General features: G+C 63.1%; 17 protein-coding genes and 1 tRNA gene. 11 read left to right on the top strand and 7 right to left on the bottom strand.

Translation table 11 applies throughout. From position 1 onward, the window contains the following. The first annotated feature begins 62 nt into the window (after positions 1-62). A complete protein-coding gene (locus CK226_RS17930; RefSeq protein ID WP_095772530.1) occupies positions 63-299 on the top strand; it encodes a hypothetical protein in 237 nt (78 codons plus the stop codon). A gap of 499 nt (positions 300-798) precedes the next feature. Here CK226_RS17930 and CK226_RS17920 read toward each other — a convergent pair whose 3' ends face one another. Next, on the bottom strand, positions 799-1,101 hold the full coding sequence (locus tag CK226_RS17920) for a DUF982 domain-containing protein (RefSeq protein WP_095772528.1): 303 nt from the start codon (positions 1,099-1,101) through the stop codon (positions 799-801). Between the two features lie 196 nt (positions 1,102-1,297). Next, positions 1,298-2,557, bottom strand: a complete 1,260-nt coding sequence (locus tag CK226_RS17915; RefSeq protein ID WP_095772527.1) for an acyltransferase — start codon at positions 2,555-2,557, stop codon at positions 1,298-1,300. Positions 2,558-2,670: 113 nt separating this feature from the next. Here CK226_RS17915 and CK226_RS17910 point away from each other — a divergent pair, with 113 nt between their 5' ends. Next, the gene (locus CK226_RS17910) at positions 2,671-2,940 is read left to right on the top strand and encodes a hypothetical protein (RefSeq protein WP_095792618.1); all 270 of its coding nucleotides are present in this window, start codon (positions 2,671-2,673) and stop codon (positions 2,938-2,940) included. A gap of 651 nt (positions 2,941-3,591) precedes the next feature. On the opposite strand, the gene CK226_RS17905 is transcribed toward CK226_RS17910, so the two are convergent. Beyond that, a tRNA-Ser gene (locus CK226_RS17905) sits at positions 3,592-3,681 on the bottom strand. A gap of 369 nt (positions 3,682-4,050) precedes the next feature. Between CK226_RS17905 and CK226_RS17900 the strand changes: the two genes are divergently transcribed. From CK226_RS17900 to CK226_RS17890, 3 genes are all read left to right on the top strand, one after another. After that, on the top strand, positions 4,051-4,767 hold the full coding sequence (locus CK226_RS17900) for a hypothetical protein (protein ID WP_245437775.1): 717 nt from the start codon (positions 4,051-4,053) through the stop codon (positions 4,765-4,767). A 132-nt stretch (positions 4,768-4,899) separates the two neighbouring features. Beyond that, on the top strand, positions 4,900-5,223 hold the full coding sequence (locus tag CK226_RS17895) for a hypothetical protein (protein ID WP_095772521.1): 324 nt from the start codon (positions 4,900-4,902) through the stop codon (positions 5,221-5,223). A gap of 218 nt (positions 5,224-5,441) precedes the next feature. Then, entirely contained in the window at positions 5,442-6,431 is a 990-nt protein-coding gene (locus CK226_RS17890) for a BMP family ABC transporter substrate-binding protein (protein WP_095772520.1), read from the top strand. 56 nt (positions 6,432-6,487) lie between these two features. On the opposite strand, the gene CK226_RS17885 is transcribed toward CK226_RS17890, so the two are convergent. Together CK226_RS17885 and CK226_RS17880 are read right to left on the bottom strand one after the other, a co-directional pair. Continuing rightward, a complete protein-coding gene (locus tag CK226_RS17885) occupies positions 6,488-6,886 on the bottom strand; it encodes a hypothetical protein (protein WP_095772519.1) in 399 nt (132 codons plus the stop codon). Between the two features lie 22 nt (positions 6,887-6,908). Beyond that, positions 6,909-7,118, bottom strand: coding sequence for a SlyX family protein (locus tag CK226_RS17880; RefSeq protein WP_095772518.1), 210 nt, complete (start codon positions 7,116-7,118; stop codon positions 6,909-6,911). Positions 7,119-7,333: 215 nt separating this feature from the next. On the opposite strand from CK226_RS17880, the gene CK226_RS17875 reads away from it, so the two are divergent. The 6 genes from CK226_RS17875 (at position 7,334) to deoA (ending at position 13,695) form a co-directional block, all read left to right on the top strand. After that, positions 7,334-8,866 carry an ABC transporter ATP-binding protein gene (locus tag CK226_RS17875; RefSeq protein ID WP_095792616.1) on the top strand — a complete coding sequence of 511 codons (1,533 nt, stop codon included), beginning with the start codon at positions 7,334-7,336 and terminating at the stop codon, positions 8,864-8,866. Next, on the top strand, positions 8,863-10,002 hold the full coding sequence (locus CK226_RS17870) for an ABC transporter permease (RefSeq protein ID WP_095787044.1): 1,140 nt from the start codon (positions 8,863-8,865) through the stop codon (positions 10,000-10,002). Before CK226_RS17875 ends, CK226_RS17870 begins: the two co-directional genes overlap by 4 nt. A gap of 1 nt (position 10,003) precedes the next feature. Beyond that, positions 10,004-10,975, top strand: coding sequence for an ABC transporter permease (locus tag CK226_RS17865; RefSeq protein ID WP_010911455.1), 972 nt, complete (start codon positions 10,004-10,006; stop codon positions 10,973-10,975). Positions 10,976-11,143: 168 nt separating this feature from the next. Next, positions 11,144-11,536 carry a cytidine deaminase gene (cdd, locus tag CK226_RS17860; protein ID WP_095772514.1) on the top strand — a complete coding sequence of 131 codons (393 nt, stop codon included), beginning with the start codon at positions 11,144-11,146 and terminating at the stop codon, positions 11,534-11,536. Positions 11,537-11,566: 30 nt separating this feature from the next. After that, complete coding sequence (locus CK226_RS17855; protein WP_069093120.1) at positions 11,567-12,376, top strand: purine-nucleoside phosphorylase; 810 nt, start codon at positions 11,567-11,569, stop codon at positions 12,374-12,376. After that, positions 12,376-13,695, top strand: a complete 1,320-nt coding sequence (deoA, locus tag CK226_RS17850) for a thymidine phosphorylase (protein WP_095792615.1) — start codon at positions 12,376-12,378, stop codon at positions 13,693-13,695. Before CK226_RS17855 ends, deoA begins: the two co-directional genes overlap by 1 nt. Here deoA and CK226_RS17845 read toward each other — a convergent pair whose 3' ends face one another. Continuing rightward, the gene (locus CK226_RS17845) at positions 13,696-14,259 is read right to left on the bottom strand and encodes a TIGR02281 family clan AA aspartic protease (RefSeq protein WP_095792614.1); all 564 of its coding nucleotides are present in this window, start codon (positions 14,257-14,259) and stop codon (positions 13,696-13,698) included. A 122-nt stretch (positions 14,260-14,381) separates the two neighbouring features. Further along, positions 14,382-15,011 carry a uracil phosphoribosyltransferase gene (gene upp / locus CK226_RS17840; RefSeq protein WP_010911460.1) on the bottom strand — a complete coding sequence of 210 codons (630 nt, stop codon included), beginning with the start codon at positions 15,009-15,011 and terminating at the stop codon, positions 14,382-14,384. Between the last annotated feature and the right edge of the window lie 100 nt (positions 15,012-15,111).

The raw sequence follows: 15,111 nt of genomic DNA, 5'->3' as shown, positions 1-15,111 counted from the left end.
GTTGGTCCGCGAATTGTCGGTTGAATATTTCGCCATCTCATCAGTCTGAGGTTCAGCCCATCATGCCTCGATATTATCTTGACCTCTACAATGGCGACGGTCTGACGGTCGATGATGACGGCCAGGTCTTCGAGACGCGCGAACGCCTACGGCGCGAAGCGATCCGCATTCTGCCCGACATCGTCCGCGACGAGATCATCGAAAACGGCCACACCGCCATCACCGTCAAGGTACGCGACGAGGAGGGACACCAGATATTCGAGGCGTCGCTCGTCGTCTCGTCAGGTTGGTGTGACTGACACCTCTATCCCGGAACATCGATGACAAAAGCCTTCCAACCATCATTTGTAATCGCCGCCCCCGCCGCAACGCTGCACCATGCGGGGCCGGAAGATGATGGAGGCGGCGATTTGTTCCAAATCAACGCTGGTTCGTAATGGAGTTAGCAGCACATGGTCCGTGCAAAAGTCGACACTCAGCGCGATGAGCGCGCCAAGCGTGAATCGCAGATCGTACTCGACGCCGAGCGGGCGGCCCGCGAAGCGAAGACAGCCAGATTGAGAGAGCTGCGCCTCGCAGCGCAGTCATCGCAAGAGCCCGATCCGACGAGGCCCAAGCCGACGCGTCGGCGCGCGCCTTCGAAAGGTTGATCGCCTACACCGTTGGGCAAAACATCATCGGCAGATGACGGCGATCCTTGTGATCGCCTTGCAACAAAGCGAAGCCCGGCTCGGGAAGGCCAAGCCGGGCTTTCGGTGGTGACGGCGTTAGCCGCCACGACGGGAGGTGGCCTCAAACTCAGGCGGCGTAGCCGCCATAGCCGCGCGCGACGGCGCGCGCCACGATGTCCGGCTCGACTTCGGGCCAGAGGATGCCGGTTGCTTGTGCGAACTCGACGAGCGCATGGCGCGCCTCGTCCCTGGTGATACAGCCTTCCAGCGCAAGGCCGCACGCCTCCACGGCATTGCGATGGAGGGGGCCACGGCGCGAGGTCGTCCAATCGGTCAGGAAATCGTGCATTTCGGCCAGCGAGGCAATCTCGCGCTTGAAGCCAAGGCCGACGGTCAGTGCGACCGGTGAATGAAACAGCTTGTCGTGCATGAAGCAGGCTCCTGATTATAGCAGCGCCAGGAGAAATATCCGGGCTGGTCCACGGACGGGACGCTTGAAACGCGCTGCGGGCCAAGAGGTTCCGGGCCGGGAGCATTTCATATGAAATGCGGCGGTCGTGCTCTGATCGCGATGCCCGCATCGTTCGCGTCAGCCCAGGCCAAACAGCGTTCGAATGGCCCGGAAATCATCGCTCTTGGGCGTTGTGCGCGGCCTGCAGACTGTCTTGTGAGACGTCCGCGGTGCGCCAGGGCTGCGCTGCGTCAGCGGCTGTCGTCTCACGCACCTCGCGCTGCGTCGACAGGCGAAGAACTGCCGCAAGACGGTTTCCCAGCGAGACGCCCGGCTTTTCGATCACAAGGTGCGCGACCAGCGCCATGAGGACCAGAAGCACCATCGCAATCAATATCACGAGCCAATATTGGGCGGCATTGTCCATGGCGAAGGCCCGCAGGGGGGCGATGGAGAACGTCGAGACGAAGGCAAGCCCTTGCAAGAGATAGATGCCAAAGCTGATCTCGCCCAGCCGCACTGAGCGGGAGGCCGTCAGCAGACCAAAGAAATCAGCGCCCGTCACCACCAGGAAGAAGGTGGCAATGCATAGCAGCATCGGCCCCGGCGCGTAGGCAGTCTTATAAACGGCGAAGATACACACCAGCATCACCAGGGCGGCGGCGGACAAGGCATGCCGATGCCACTTCACCAGCAGGCCTTGCGCTTCAAGCGTTGCGCACAACATTCCGCCCGCGAAAAGCCCCAGAAAGCCGTAGGCGGGGCGGCCCCCGTTCACTGACATGAGAATTGAAAACGCCAGGAGAAAGGCTGGCAAGCCCATGCGGGCCACCGGATGCCGGCTGAATATCGCCGCGATCGGCAGGCTGAAATACAACAGCCATTCATAGGGCAAGGTCCAGGTTACGCAGGCCAATACGCAGACGCGGGAACTCGAAAGCGGGACATAGCCGAAGACACCGAACAGCAGATTGAAAAATGCCCGCTCGTAGGTCGCGAAGGCCGAATAGTCGATCGCGCCATCGGCGACCTCCAAAGCCATCGCCGTACCGACGGCCAGAACATAGAGCGGCCCGATCCTGAAAGCCCGCTTGAGGAACAGGGTCGGAAAATCCACGGAGGACTTTGCCGACAGCAGTTTCCCCCAGAACAGATAGGCGGAGATGATAAAGAACAAGGATACGCCCACCTGTCCCAGTGGGCCATAGAAAGCCGAAGGCGGATACTTCCATGCGCCGGTCGCCAGCATTTCATGGTAGATGACGGCGTGGTGAAGCACGACGGCAAGCGCCAGATAGCCTCGCATTCCGTCTATTGCCCGCACCCTGGAGGAGTTCGATTCGAAACCTACCCGCTGAAACAGCGGCATGCCCGCAAGCGGCCAAAGCAGCGCGACGACCACGAAAGCGGGCCAGATGTCATAAAGTCCAATCACGATTGCTCCGAGCCGATGCGCACAGCACGCTGAGTCGCCTTGTTGGACTATGCAACCTTGCCCGGAGCCGGCACAAGCGTTCGCCACCATCCGCCAACCGAACAATCATTGGTTTGCCGGAGACCGGAGAAATCCCGACCGGGGAAGCTTTCGGGATCGAGGAGGTGGAGGCGGCTGTTGTCGAGGCTGGATTCAGCCAGCATCTGGACAGGAACATTCTGCGGCAGCATGGGCTGACGCTGGCGACATACTTTGAGCATGTCGACGAGGCTGACTTCCCGGCGCTGCGCAGGGCTGCGGCCAAGGGTGAGTGGCACGTCTTCCACGGGCACGCCCAAGCGATAGCAGCCGCCCGGAAGACCGGCACAGCCTTCACTGACTGACGCCTTTCCCTGCCCCCGTTGCATCGCCCCAAGAGGTGTAGCGGGGCAGGGCTTCCGGGGAGAAATCGCTCCACTGGCGAGCCGCTAAGAGCGATCATATCGTTGACAAACCTACCATCGCGGCTGAGTGAGAAGCCTCAGACAACAGTCAATCTTTAATATATAACTCGAATATGGATACAATTACCCCAATAATGACGCCTATATGAAGCGCCAAATAGACGTATAGAAGGAGCTTTCTCTCGGTGTTTCGCCACCTATTTGTTACGATATCTAATAGACTGAAATATATAAATATGGCGACCGGCGTGACAGCAAAAAGAAATATCGGAAGTGGCATAGGGCGCCTCAAAATATCTGCGGAGAGCGAACATACCGTGCGCAGCTTCCGAACGCTACCCAGCCGTAGGGGAACGGCAACTCGTGTGGAGGTCGGGGATTAAGTAAAGCTGTGGCGAGGGTGAAGCCTACGCCGAGGCGGTGCGGTTGCTTGACGATGACCCTTGGCAGGCCCTGCAGTGGCACGTCGAGGGCGTGAGGAAGGCCGCTTGAGGAATGATGCCAGATTGGTCTAAGTGATTGGTCTAATCCGCCAGCAGCCGGCCAGCCAAGATACTGATTTTGCTACAGAAATACAGCTATTCTGTGGAATGGCGGAGAGAGCGGGATTCGAACCCGCGTTACGGTCTCCCGTAAACACACTTTCCAGGCGTGCGCCTTCAACCACTCGGCCACCTCTCCGTCCGTGCCTTCGCGCCGGCCGGTTTCGCCGCGCGGGTTGGGGAGATGCATCTCCTTGGGGCAGCGGCGCGGAATGCCCGCGCCATGGATGCCGCCCAACCAGCGGACATCCTTCCCCGGCACCTGAGCCGTCGAAGCAACAGGCGCGGGGCTCATCTAGTCGATCCCGCGCCGAATGCCAAGCCATAACGGCGCTCTATTCGCTTTGCCCGGCCACATGGCGGTTCGCGGGGCCGCCCTCGCACCGGTTTCCCGGGGCGCCGGCGCCGAATGATGTGCACAGGCAAGGCCGCAAGACCCGTCGCGCTTGACTTCGCCGCCGGCCACCTGTCGAGTGAGGCAGAGGCTTTGCGGGGGCATCGTCCGGACATGACATCGAGCAGCGAACAACCGAGTAGGCAGGCGCCGGCCGGCCGCCCGGGCGGCGACCTTTTTTACGTCCCGGTGGGCTGGCTCATCTTCGTCATGGCGTGGTCGGTCTATGGCCTGGCGTCGGCATGGTGGCTGGTCGGCAATTCCGGCCTGCCCGACAAGATCTTCTATTTCCTCGTTGGCGGGCTCGTCGCCAATGTCATCACCATCCTGTGGGGGCTTTACCTGCTCGGTCTCGCCTTTGGCCGTTCGAGGCGTTTCCCCCGCCATTTCACCATCTGGCAGATTGCCACCATCGTCTGGGTGCTGGCGAGACAGGCCTATGTGCTGACCGTGCCGGAATTCGTCTTCTCCGCCAGGAGCCTCGGCATCACCGCCATCGAGATCGGCATCGGCCTGCTTTGCATCTACCTGTTGCGCCCCGGCTCCGGCGCCGGGACCGTCTACGCCAGGCCGCAAACCGAAGCGCCGCCGGTCTTCGTTTCCATCATCGCCGCCTTGCTCGGCATCATTCTGGGCGCCGTCATCGGTGCACTGGCCGGCTTCTTCGCCGGCTCGGTGATCGCCGATGTCGCCGAGGTGAGTTGCTTCGAGGGCGGCTGCGGCTATTTCGCCGCCTTCATCGGCCTGGCCGGGCTGGTGGTCGGCGCCATTGGCGGCGGCATTCTCGCCGTCTGGCTCGTCCATCGGCGCAGGCGCAAGCCTGTGGCATAGGGACGAAATGCGCGGCCTTCAAATTCGCGTATCGCGGTTGCGGGCGGGCCAGACAAATTCTATTTCTCGTTTCGGGACACGTGCCGGAGATCCCTTGGGAAAGCATCCAGGATCGGCCGGGGGAGAACCTGGATGTTTCGCTTCATTTTCCGCCTTGCCGCGATGGTCGCGCTGTCGGTCTCCGTCATCATGGCGGTGCTCGACACGACGCGCACGGTGGCGGCTTCGGCGCTTGTGCTGACCCCGCTCAATGCCAGCTGGCTGGCGGTGTCGCCGGAAACGCGGGCGGCCTTCGAAACCTTCGTCCGCGCCAAGGCCAGCCCGCTTTTGTGGGATGGCGCCATCGCCTGGGTGCTCGACCAGCCGGGATTTGCCGTGTTCGCGGTGCTGGCCTTCCTGCTCTACGCCATCGGCTACAGGCGCCAGCGGCGCACCGGCCAATTCGCCGCCAACTGATCGGCAAAGGTTCGCCAGGCAAGATCGAGCTGCGGCGCGGCCTGCCCCGGCACGCTTTTCCAAAAGGTCAAAATTCCGCGTGAATTTTGTTTCGGGCCGTGCCAGATTGCCGCCGAGCGGGAGGGGAATACACTCCTGGCTGACGTCGCATGCCGGCCGCAGAACCGGGCAGGCAGGCGGGGCGTAACGGAAAAAATAACCGACAGGGTGTGGATCACATGAAACGTATCGTTCTCGGCCTCCTGGCCGCAACCGCAATGGTTCTTCCGGCTTTCGCCGCGGATGTCCAGCCGGCCATCCTCTATGATCTGGGCGGCAAGTTCGACAAATCCTTCAACGAGGCTGCCTTCCATGGCGCCGAGAAGTTCAAGACCGAGACCGGCACGCCCTATGTCGAGTTCGAAGTGTCCAACGCCTCGCAGCGCGAGCAGGCGCTGCGCCGCTTCGCCGAGGACGGCCACAACCCGATCGTCATGGCGGGCTTTGCCTGGGAAGATGCGCTGAAAGCGGTCGCGAAAGATTATCCCGACCTCAACTTCGCCATCATCGACGATGCCGTCGATATGCCCAATGTCCGCTCGCTGGTGTTCAAGGAAAACGAGGGTTCCTATCTCGTCGGCATCATGGCGGCGATGGCCTCGAAGACCAAGAAGGTTGCCTTTATCGGCGGCATGGACATCCCGCTCATCCGCAAGTTCGAATGCGGCTATGTCGGCGGCGCCAAGTCGGCCGGCGCTACCGACGTCATTCAGAACATGACCGGCGACACCCCGGCCGCCTGGAACGATCCGGCCAAGGGCGGCGAGATCGCCAAGACGCAGATCGACCAGGGCGCCGACGTGGTCTACGCCGCGGCCGGCGGCACCGGCGTCGGCGTGCTGCAGGCGGCGGCTGATGCCGGCAAGCTCGGCATCGGCGTCGATTCCAACCAGAACGGCCTGCAGCCCGGCAAGGTGCTGACCTCGATGATGAAGCGCGTCGACATTGCCGTCTACACCGCCTTCATGGATGGCAAGAACGGCACCTTCAAGGGTGGCGTCGAGAATCTCGGCCTCAAGGAAGGCGGCGTCGACTACGCCATGGACGACAACAACAAGGCGCTGGTGACGGACGAGATGAAGGCGGCGGTCGAGAAGGCCAAGGCCGACATCATCTCCGGCAAGATCCAGGTGCACGACTACACGGCAGACAACGCCTGCCCTTATTGATCGGCAGAGACTGATTTGCGAACCGCCGGGTGAAAGCCCGGCGGTTCTGCGTCGGCCTATAGTTTTCCGACGAAATAGCCGAGCGCGAAGACCACTATCAGCACGACGGCGACGACAAATCCGCGCCGGCCGCCAAGCGAATGCACGCCAACGCCGTATGGTGACCGGGACAGGCTTCGGATCACCGTCTGCGGTTTGGCATCATTGCCGAGCCCAACGCTGCGCATCTGTGGCAATTCGGCGAGGCGTTGCGTCACCAGCGTCCAATGATTGGCAGGCAAGGCAGGCTTTTCGGCACGATCAAACACATGCATGCGTTCGGCAAGCTGCAGCACGGCGTCGCGGAAGGCAGGGTCTATCTCCAGATCGCGCTCGGCCCGTTCGCGATCGGTATCGTTCATCAGGCCGAGCACGTAGTCGCCGGCTCGCGCGATACGATCCCTTTCACCGACCATGGCTTGTTCCCTCCCCTCGTCCTCACCAATGCGGCGGCTTGGTCACCGGCACGTCGGGCGCCGCCTGCTCCTCCAGTGCCAGGAAGCGATCGGTCAGCGCGTCGAGCTTGCGCTGCATGCGCTCGATCACCGTCCACTGCTCGGCGATCTGTCCCGACAGTTCCTCGATGGTCCTTTCCTGCTCGGCGGCGCGGATTTCCAGCGTCGTCAGCCGGTCGGCGGGCATGTTCATTCGCAGTCCCTGATCTTGCACCACAATGCCTTGCGTCGTGATGCGAATTTCGACGCCGTCATATTAGCGAATATGAAGCCTGCGGACACGTTGGAAATTGACAAGCGCACCGGGATTTGCCGAGAGTGGATACTGCTCCGGCCAATTGGCACGGGCCGGGCGTCATGCTAGGCATTTTGACCAAGCGATAAAAAAATAAGAGTGGGACTGGCTGCATGGCGCAAGCCGCAATCGAACTGATCGGCATCAACAAGAGTTTTGGCGCCGTACGCGCCAACCGCGACATCAATCTGGAGATCGCGCGCGGCACCATCCACGGCATCGTCGGCGAGAACGGCGCCGGTAAGTCGACGCTGATGTCGATCCTCTACGGATTCTACCAGGCCGACAGCGGCGAAATCCATGTCGGCGGCAAGCCGGCATCGATCAAGACCCCCAATGACGCGATCGCGCTCGGCATCGGCATGGTGCACCAGCATTTCATGCTGGTCGACAATTTCTCGGTGCTGGAAAACATCATTCTCGGCGCCGAAAGCGATGCCCTCTTGAAAAGCAGCATCGCCAAGGCGCGCTCCGAACTCGACCGCCTCGAAAGGGAATATGGGCTCGAAGTCGACCCCGACGCCATCATCGAGGAACTGCCGGTCGGCCTGCAGCAGCGCGTCGAAATCCTCAAGGCGCTCTATCGCGGCGCCGAGATCCTCATTCTCGACGAGCCGACGGGCGTCTTGACGCCGGCCGAAGCCGACCATCTCTTCCGCATCCTCAAACAATTGAAGGAACAGGGTAAGACGGTGGTGCTGATCACCCACAAGCTGCGCGAGATCATGGCCATCACCGACAATGTCTCGGTCATGCGCCAGGGCACGATGGTGGCGACGCGCGAAACCAGCAAGACGACGGTGGGCGAACTGGCCGAACTGATGGTCGGGCGGCGCGTGCTTTTGAGGGTCGAAAAGGGCGAAGCGGAAGCCGGCGCCGTCAAGCTCGCGGTCAAGAACCTGACGGTGAAGGATTCGCGTGGCGTCACCATGGTCGACGATATCTCCTTCGACCTGCGCGCCGGCGAGATCGTCGGCATCGCCGGCGTCGCCGGCAACGGCCAATCCGAGCTGCTCGAGGCGATTTCCGGCATCAGGCATGCCGTTTCAGGCTCGGTCATGCTCGACGGCAAGCCGATCGACCTGACGGGTGCCGCCGACCCCGGCGAATTGCGCGACCGAGGGCTGGCGCACGTGCCGGAGGATCGCCATCATGTCGGGCTGGTGCTGGCCTTCGAGGAGAACGAGAATTCCATCCTCGGCTATCACGACGACCCTCGCTATCTCAAAGGGCCGTTCCTCAACGTCGATGCCATCATGGCCGACGCCAAGGACAAGATCGAGAAATACGATATCCGGCCTGGCAATCCGCGCCTGAAGACGGCGAACTTCTCCGGCGGCAACCAGCAGAAGATCGTCCTGGCGCGGGAGATGGAACAGGATCCGGGTGTGCTGATCGTCGGCCAGCCGACGCGCGGCGTCGACGTCGGCGCCATCGAATTCATCCACAAGCGCCTGATCGCCATGCGCGACCAGGGCAAGGCGGTGCTGGTGGTCTCGGTCGAACTCGACGAGATCCGTTCGCTCTCCGACCGCATCCTCGTGATGTTTGCCGGCCGCATCGTCGGTGAGCGCGGTCCGGAAGCGACCGAGGGCGAGCTTGGCCTGCTGATGGCGGGCGTCGAGCGCCAGGAGGCAGCACTTTGAGCACGCCATACGCCAAACTGCCGGCCTGGGCCGATTATGGGCTGATCCCACTGATCAACCTGGCGGTGGCCTTCATCGTCGCCGGCTTCGTCGTGCTTCTGGTCGGCGAGAACCCGTTCCGCGCCGCCGTCATCCTGGTCGAGGGCGCCTTCGGCAAGGGAACGGGCATCGCCTTCACCCTCTTCTATGCCACCACCTTCATCTTCACCGGGCTTTCGGTGGCGGTGGCGGCGCATTGCGGCCTGTTCAACATTGGCACCGAGGGACAGGCCTATATTGCGGGCCTGGGCATCGCCATCGTCTGCCTGTCCTTCGACAGCGTGCTGCCCTGGTGGCTGACATTTCCGATGGCCATCGTCGCTTCTGCGCTTGTGGGCGCTTTGTGGGCGCTGATCCCCGCCTATCTGCAGGCCAGGCGCGGCTCGCACATCGTCATCACCACCATCATGTTCAACTTCATCGCCGCCTCGATCATGGTCTATCTGCTGGTCGGACCGCTGAAGCCGGCGGGGTCGCAGGCACCGCAGACCCGCAACTTCCTTGCCGGCGCCGAACTGCCGAAACTCAACTGGATCATCGAGCTGTTCGGCGCCAAGATCCGCTCGGCGCCGCTCAACGTCACCTTCCTGCTGGCGCTGCTCATGGCCTTCCTGGTCTGGCTGCTGATCTGGCGCACCAAGCTCGGCTATGAGATGCGCACCTATGGCCATAGCCCCAAGGCGGCGCGCTATGCCGGCATTTCGGAAACCCGCATCATCATCACCGCGATGATGATCTCGGGCGCGCTGGCCGGCATGATGGCGCTCAATCCTGTGATGGGCGACCAGCACAATGTCGCGATCGACTTCGTCTCCGGCGCCGGCTTCGTCGGCATCGCCGTGGCGCTGATGGGGCGCCTGCATCCGGTCGGCATCGTGCTGGCGGCGGTCCTGTTCGGCATGCTCTATCAGGGCGGCGCCGAACTCGCCTTCGAAATGCCGGCGATCAGTCGCGACATGATCGTCATCATCCAGGGCCTGGTGATCCTGTTCGCCGGCGCACTCGAACACATGTTCAGGCCTTACATCCAGGCGCTGTTCGCCTCGTTCAGTCCGAGATCGGTCGGCATGGAAGCGGTCAAGGGAAAGGGCGCCTGAGATGGATGTCTTTATCGCCATCGTGCAGATATTGGACTCGACCATCCGCTTGTCGGTGCCATTGCTGCTCGCCTGCCTCGCCGGCCTCTTTTCCGAGCGCTCCGGCATCTTCGACATCGGGCTGGAAGGCAAGATGCTGGTCGGCGCCTTCGCCGGCGCCGCCGCAGCTTCCGTGTTCCATTCGGCCTTTATCGGCCTCGGCATGGCGATCCTGATTTCGGTCGCCTTCGCCATGGTGCACGGCTTCGCCTCGATCACCCACCGCGGCAACCAGATCGTTTCCGGCGTGGCGATCAATTTCATCGCCGCCGGTTCGACCATCATCCTCGGTCAGGCCTGGTTCCAGCAGGGCGGGCGCACGCCGGCGCTGCAGCCGGGCGAACGGTTCGACGCGATTGTCTGGCCCGGCGCCGAGGCGGTCAGGGACGTGCCGATCATCGGGCCGATCTATGCGGAACTGATCTCGGGCCATTCGCTGCTGGTCTACCTCGCCTTCCTGATGGTGCCGTTCACCTGGTGGGTGCTGTTCCGCACCCGCTTCGGCCTCAGGCTGCGCGCCGTCGGCGAGAACCCGGCCGCCGTCGACACCGCCGGCATTTCGGTCGCCTGGCTGCGCTACCGCGCCCTGATCTGCACCGGCATCCTCACCGGCGTCGCCGGCGCCTATCTGTCGATGGTGCAGAATGGCGGCTTCGTGAAGGATATGACCGCCGGCAAGGGCTACATCGCGCTGGCAGCGCTGATCTTCGCCAAGTGGAAGCCGGTCAACGCCATGTTCGCTTGCCTGCTGTTCGGTTTCCTCGACGCTGCGGCGATCCGCCTGCAGGGATCACCCTTGCCGATCATCGGCAAGGTGCCGGTGCAGTTCATGCAGGCCTTGCCCTATATCCTCACCGTCATCCTGCTCGCCGGCTTCATCGGCAAAGCCATCCCGCCGCGTGCCGGCGGCGTGCCCTATGTCAAGGAACGCTAATGCATGTCGCCCAAAAGTGACCTCGGTTTTGGGAGAACGACATGCATAAAACAGAGAGTTAAAGCGCATCGCCTGAATCCGTTTCGACGCGACGCGCTTTAAGGGTTGAGGGCCCGGCGCGTGCCTCGCGCCGGGTTTTGGACACGATCATCGGAGAGAACAACTGAAATGTCGCATGATCTGTTCGAAGCGGCCAGAGCCGCCATGGCCAAGGCCTATGCGCCCTACTCGAAATTTCCGGTGGGCGCGGCCTTGCGCACCGAGGACGGACGCGTCTTCACCGGCGCCAACATCGAAGTCGCCTCCTATCCGGAAGGCTGGTGCGCCGAGACCACCGCGCTCGGCCACTACATTATGGGCGGCGGCGGCAAGATCGTCGAAATAGCCGTCCTTGCCGAACGCATGGCCAAATGCTCGCCCTGCGGCGGGTGCCGCCAGCGGCTGGCCGAATTCTGCCAACCGGACACAAAACTCTACCTCTGCGACAATACGGGCGTGGCCGAGACCGTGACCATGGGTGACATGCTGCCCTATGGTTTCCGCGGCGACATCTTGAAATGAGGAATTGGCTCAAATGAAGAGCGGGCTGCAATGACCGAAAAGGCGGTGGACCATCTCATCGAAAGGCTGGACGGCCTGGCGCCGTCGACGGCGCTGGTGCTGGGATCGGGCCTCGGTGTCCTTGTCGACCGGATCGAGCACCCGATCCGCGTCCCCTATGCCGACCTGCCCGGCTTTCCCAGAAGCGGCGTCAGCGGCCATGCCGGCGAAGTGGTGGCGGGCCTGTTTGCCGGCAAGCCGGTGCTGATGCTGTCCGGCCGCGCCCATTATTACGAGCACGGCAACGCGGCGGCGATGCGCCCGGTGCTGGAAGTGCTCGCCGGCATCGGCATCACCAAACTGATCCTCACCAACGCCGCCGGTTCGGTCGACCCGGACATGCCGCCGGGCTCGGTGATGATGCTCACCGACCACATCAATTTCTCCGGCAGCAATCCGCTGATCGGCGAGCCCAGCGACCGCCGCTTCGTCGGCCTGACCGAAGCCTATGATGCCGGCATCCGCAAGGCGATCGAACGCGCCGCCAAGGCAACCGGCACCGCGTTGCACAAGGGCGTCTATATGTGGTTTTCCGGCCCGTGCTTCGAAACGCCGGCCGAAATCCGCATGGCGCGCATCATGGGCGCCAACGCCGTCGGCATGTCGACCGTTCCGGAAGTCATTCTCGCCCGCTTCCTTGGCCTGCGCGTCGCCGCCTGTTCGGTCATCACCAATCTGGCGGCCGGCATGACCGGAGCCGAGCTTTCGCACCAGGAGACCAAGGACATGGCGCCGGTCGGCGGGTCGCGGCTGGCAACGGTCCTGCACAGAGTGTTCCGCGACGGACTGCTGGAGAGCTGATGCTTCCGCAGGAAATCATCCGCCACAAGCGAGACGGTCACAGGCTCTCGGCCGGTGAAATCGCTGCCTTCATCGGCGGCGTGACCTCGGGCGCCGTCACCGATGGCCAGGCCGCGGCTTTCGCCATGGCGGTGTTCTTCAACGGCATGAACCGCGACGAGGCCGTGGCGTTGACGCTGGCCATGCGCGATTCCGGCGACGTGCTCGACTGGTCGGACCTGCCCGGCCCGGTCACCGACAAGCATTCGACCGGTGGCGTCGGCGACAATGTCTCGCTGATGCTGGCGCCGATCGTCGCCGCCTGCGGCGCCTATGTGCCGATGATTTCGGGCCGCGGCCTTGGTCATACCGGCGGCACTCTGGACAAGATGGATGCGATCCCCGGCTACATCACCCAGCCCGATCTCGCGTTGTTTCGCCAGGCGGTGCTGGAAACCGGCTGCGCCATCATCGGCCAGACCGCCGATCTGGCGCCTGCCGACCGCCGGCTCTATGCCATACGCGACGTCACCGGCACCGTGGAGTCGGTCCCGCTGATCACCGCCTCGATCCTGTCCAAGAAGCTGGCCGCCGGTCTGGGCTCGCTGGTGCTCGACGTCAAGGTCGGCAATGGCGCCTTCATGGAGAAGTCGCGCGACGCGACCGCGCTCGCCAACAGCCTGGTCGAGGTCGCCAGCGGCGCCGGACTGAAGGTCTCGGCGCTGATCACCGGCATGAACGAACCGCTGGCCTCGGCCGCCGGCAATGCCGTCGAGGTGCGCAGCGCCGTCGATTTCCTCACCGGCCGTCTGCGCGACCGGCGGCTGGAGGATGTGACGCTGGCGCTGGCCGCCGAAATGCTGCAGTCGACGGGACTGGTGTCGTCCAACCAGGATGGCTTGCGGCGCGCCACCGAGACGCTCACCAGCGGCCGCGCCGCCGCCACCTTCGCCCGCATGGTGGCGGTGCTCGGCGGCCCCGCCGATTTCATCGAGAAGCCGGAAAAATATTTGGCCGTGGCAGCCACGGAATTCGCGGTCAGGGCGACGACGGACGGCTTCGTCACCGGCATCGCCACCCGCGACATCGGCCTTGCGGTGGTTGGCCTGGGCGGCGGGCGCACGAGGCCTGACGACAAGATCGACCCCAGCGTCGGCATCACCAGGCTGCTGCCCATAGGCGCGGAAGTCCATGCCGGAGACGCGCTGGCACTGGTCCACGCCCGCTCGCCCTCCGGTGCCGAGGCGGCCGCCGCCACCGTGGTTTCGGCCTATGCGATTGGGCCGTCAAAGCCGGCCGCCGACAAGTCGGTCATCCGGCGGATACTTCCGCGCGGCTGACTACTGAACGAGCAGCAGCGTGCCATTCTCGGCCTGGAATTTGCCAAGCCGATTGAGGAAGCTCATACCGATCAGGTTGATGTGCAGCGCCTTGTCGTCGAGCACGATGGTCTGGACGTCATTGACCGTGATGCTGCCGATCTGCAGCCGGTCGATCATTGCCACGGCGGCCTTGATCGAGCCATTGGCGGTGCTGACCTCGTGACTGAAGTCGGAAGGGTTCAGCGACAGGCCAATCCTGCGTGCCGTCGAGGTGTTGATGGCGACCAGCGTGGCGCCGGTATCGATCATGGCGTCGACCTGACGTCCGTTGAGCTTGAAGGCCGACGAAAAGTGTCCGCGCTCGTCCGCCGTGACGACGACCTTGCGGCCGAGCGCCAACGGCGCCGCCGGCTTGTCGGGCACCGATGCCAGATTGACGTCCTGTTGGGTTTCGATCGCGGGTTTGCTCGTCGCCGTCGATTTCAGCAGGTTTTCGATGATTTGCGGGTTCGACTGATACACAACCGGTATCGATGCCGATGTACCGGCGAAAACGCCAAGGATGAGAAGCTTGCGCAGCATGGATCGGCCTTCGTGAGAGCCAATCGTTTAGCCCCGGCATGGTATTTGCCGCTTTAACGGGGGCTAAAACCGCGCCGTTGCGTAAATATTCGGTAAACAGTACGAGGCAACTTGGCCTGCTGCTATTTCGTCCCGTACATGCGGTCGCCGGCGTCGCCGAGGCCGGGCATGATGTAGCCCTTCTCGTTGAGCTGGCGGTCGATAGAGGCCGTGAAGACCGGAACGTCCGGATGCGCCTTGGTGAAACGCTCGATGCCTTCGGGCGCCGCCAAAAGGCAGAGGAAGCGGATGTTGGTGGCGCCGCGCCCTTTCAGTTTGTCGATCGCCGCGATCGCCGAATTGGCCGTCGCCAGCATCGGATCGACGACGATCACCAGCCGGTCGGCGAGATCGCTTGGCGCCTTGAAGAAATATTCGACCGCCTCCAGCGTCTCGTGGTCGCGATAGAGGCCGATATGGGCGACGCGCGCCGCCGGCACCAGGTCGAGCAGGCCTTCCAGCAGCCCGTTGCCGGCGCGCAGCACCGAAGCGAACACCAGCTTCTTGCCCTCCAGCGTCGGCGCTTCCATGGTCTCGATCGGCGTTTCGATCGTTGTCGTCGTCAGCTCGAGATTGCGCGTGACCTCGTAGCCGAGCAGCAGCGATATCTCGCGCAACAGCCGCCTGAAACCGGCCGTGGACGTCTCCTTCTTGCGCATGATGGTCAGCTTGTGCTGGACAAGGGGATGGTCGACGACGGTGACGCCCTTCATGATGTTCTCCTGATGCGTGTCGCCCGGCGCGCGGACGCGCTTCAGGCAGCTGGAACGACCCTAGCGACTATGGACCGGCCAAGGAACCGCTTGGCCGCCA

The sequence above is a fragment of the Mesorhizobium sp. WSM4311 genome (genome assembly GCF_002295115.1).
In the GTDB taxonomy this organism is placed as follows: Bacteria; Pseudomonadota; Alphaproteobacteria; order Rhizobiales; family Rhizobiaceae; genus Mesorhizobium.
Note: the sequence above shows the minus strand (reverse complement) of the source record. Positions and strands in the feature narration are given on the sequence as shown.

Bases quoted from the DNA above. Each gene is read 5' to 3' on its own strand.
- CK226_RS17900 (WP_245437775.1), top strand. From the start codon at position 4,051: ATGACATCGAGCAGCGAACAACCGAGTAGGCAGGCGCCGGCCGGCCGC.
- CK226_RS17890 (WP_095772520.1), top strand. From the start codon at position 5,442: ATGAAACGTATCGTTCTCGGCCTCCTGGCCGCAACCGCAATGGTTCTT.
- CK226_RS17845 (WP_095792614.1), bottom strand. From the start codon at position 14,259: ATGCTGCGCAAGCTTCTCATCCTTGGCGTTTTCGCCGGTACATCGGCA.
- deoA (WP_095792615.1), top strand. From the start codon at position 12,376: ATGCTTCCGCAGGAAATCATCCGCCACAAGCGAGACGGTCACAGGCTC.
- CK226_RS17895 (WP_095772521.1), top strand. From the start codon at position 4,900: ATGTTTCGCTTCATTTTCCGCCTTGCCGCGATGGTCGCGCTGTCGGTC.
- CK226_RS17880 (WP_095772518.1), bottom strand. From the start codon at position 7,118: ATGAACATGCCCGCCGACCGGCTGACGACGCTGGAAATCCGCGCCGCC.
- cdd (WP_095772514.1), top strand. From the start codon at position 11,144: ATGTCGCATGATCTGTTCGAAGCGGCCAGAGCCGCCATGGCCAAGGCC.
- CK226_RS17885 (WP_095772519.1), bottom strand. From the start codon at position 6,886: ATGGTCGGTGAAAGGGATCGTATCGCGCGAGCCGGCGACTACGTGCTC.
- CK226_RS17875 (WP_095792616.1), top strand. From the start codon at position 7,334: ATGGCGCAAGCCGCAATCGAACTGATCGGCATCAACAAGAGTTTTGGC.
- CK226_RS17920 (WP_095772528.1), bottom strand. From the start codon at position 1,101: ATGCACGACAAGCTGTTTCATTCACCGGTCGCACTGACCGTCGGCCTT.
- upp (WP_010911460.1), bottom strand. From the start codon at position 15,011: ATGAAGGGCGTCACCGTCGTCGACCATCCCCTTGTCCAGCACAAGCTG.
- CK226_RS17855 (WP_069093120.1), top strand. From the start codon at position 11,567: ATGACCGAAAAGGCGGTGGACCATCTCATCGAAAGGCTGGACGGCCTG.
- CK226_RS17865 (WP_010911455.1), top strand. From the start codon at position 10,004: ATGGATGTCTTTATCGCCATCGTGCAGATATTGGACTCGACCATCCGC.
- CK226_RS17930 (WP_095772530.1), top strand. From the start codon at position 63: ATGCCTCGATATTATCTTGACCTCTACAATGGCGACGGTCTGACGGTC.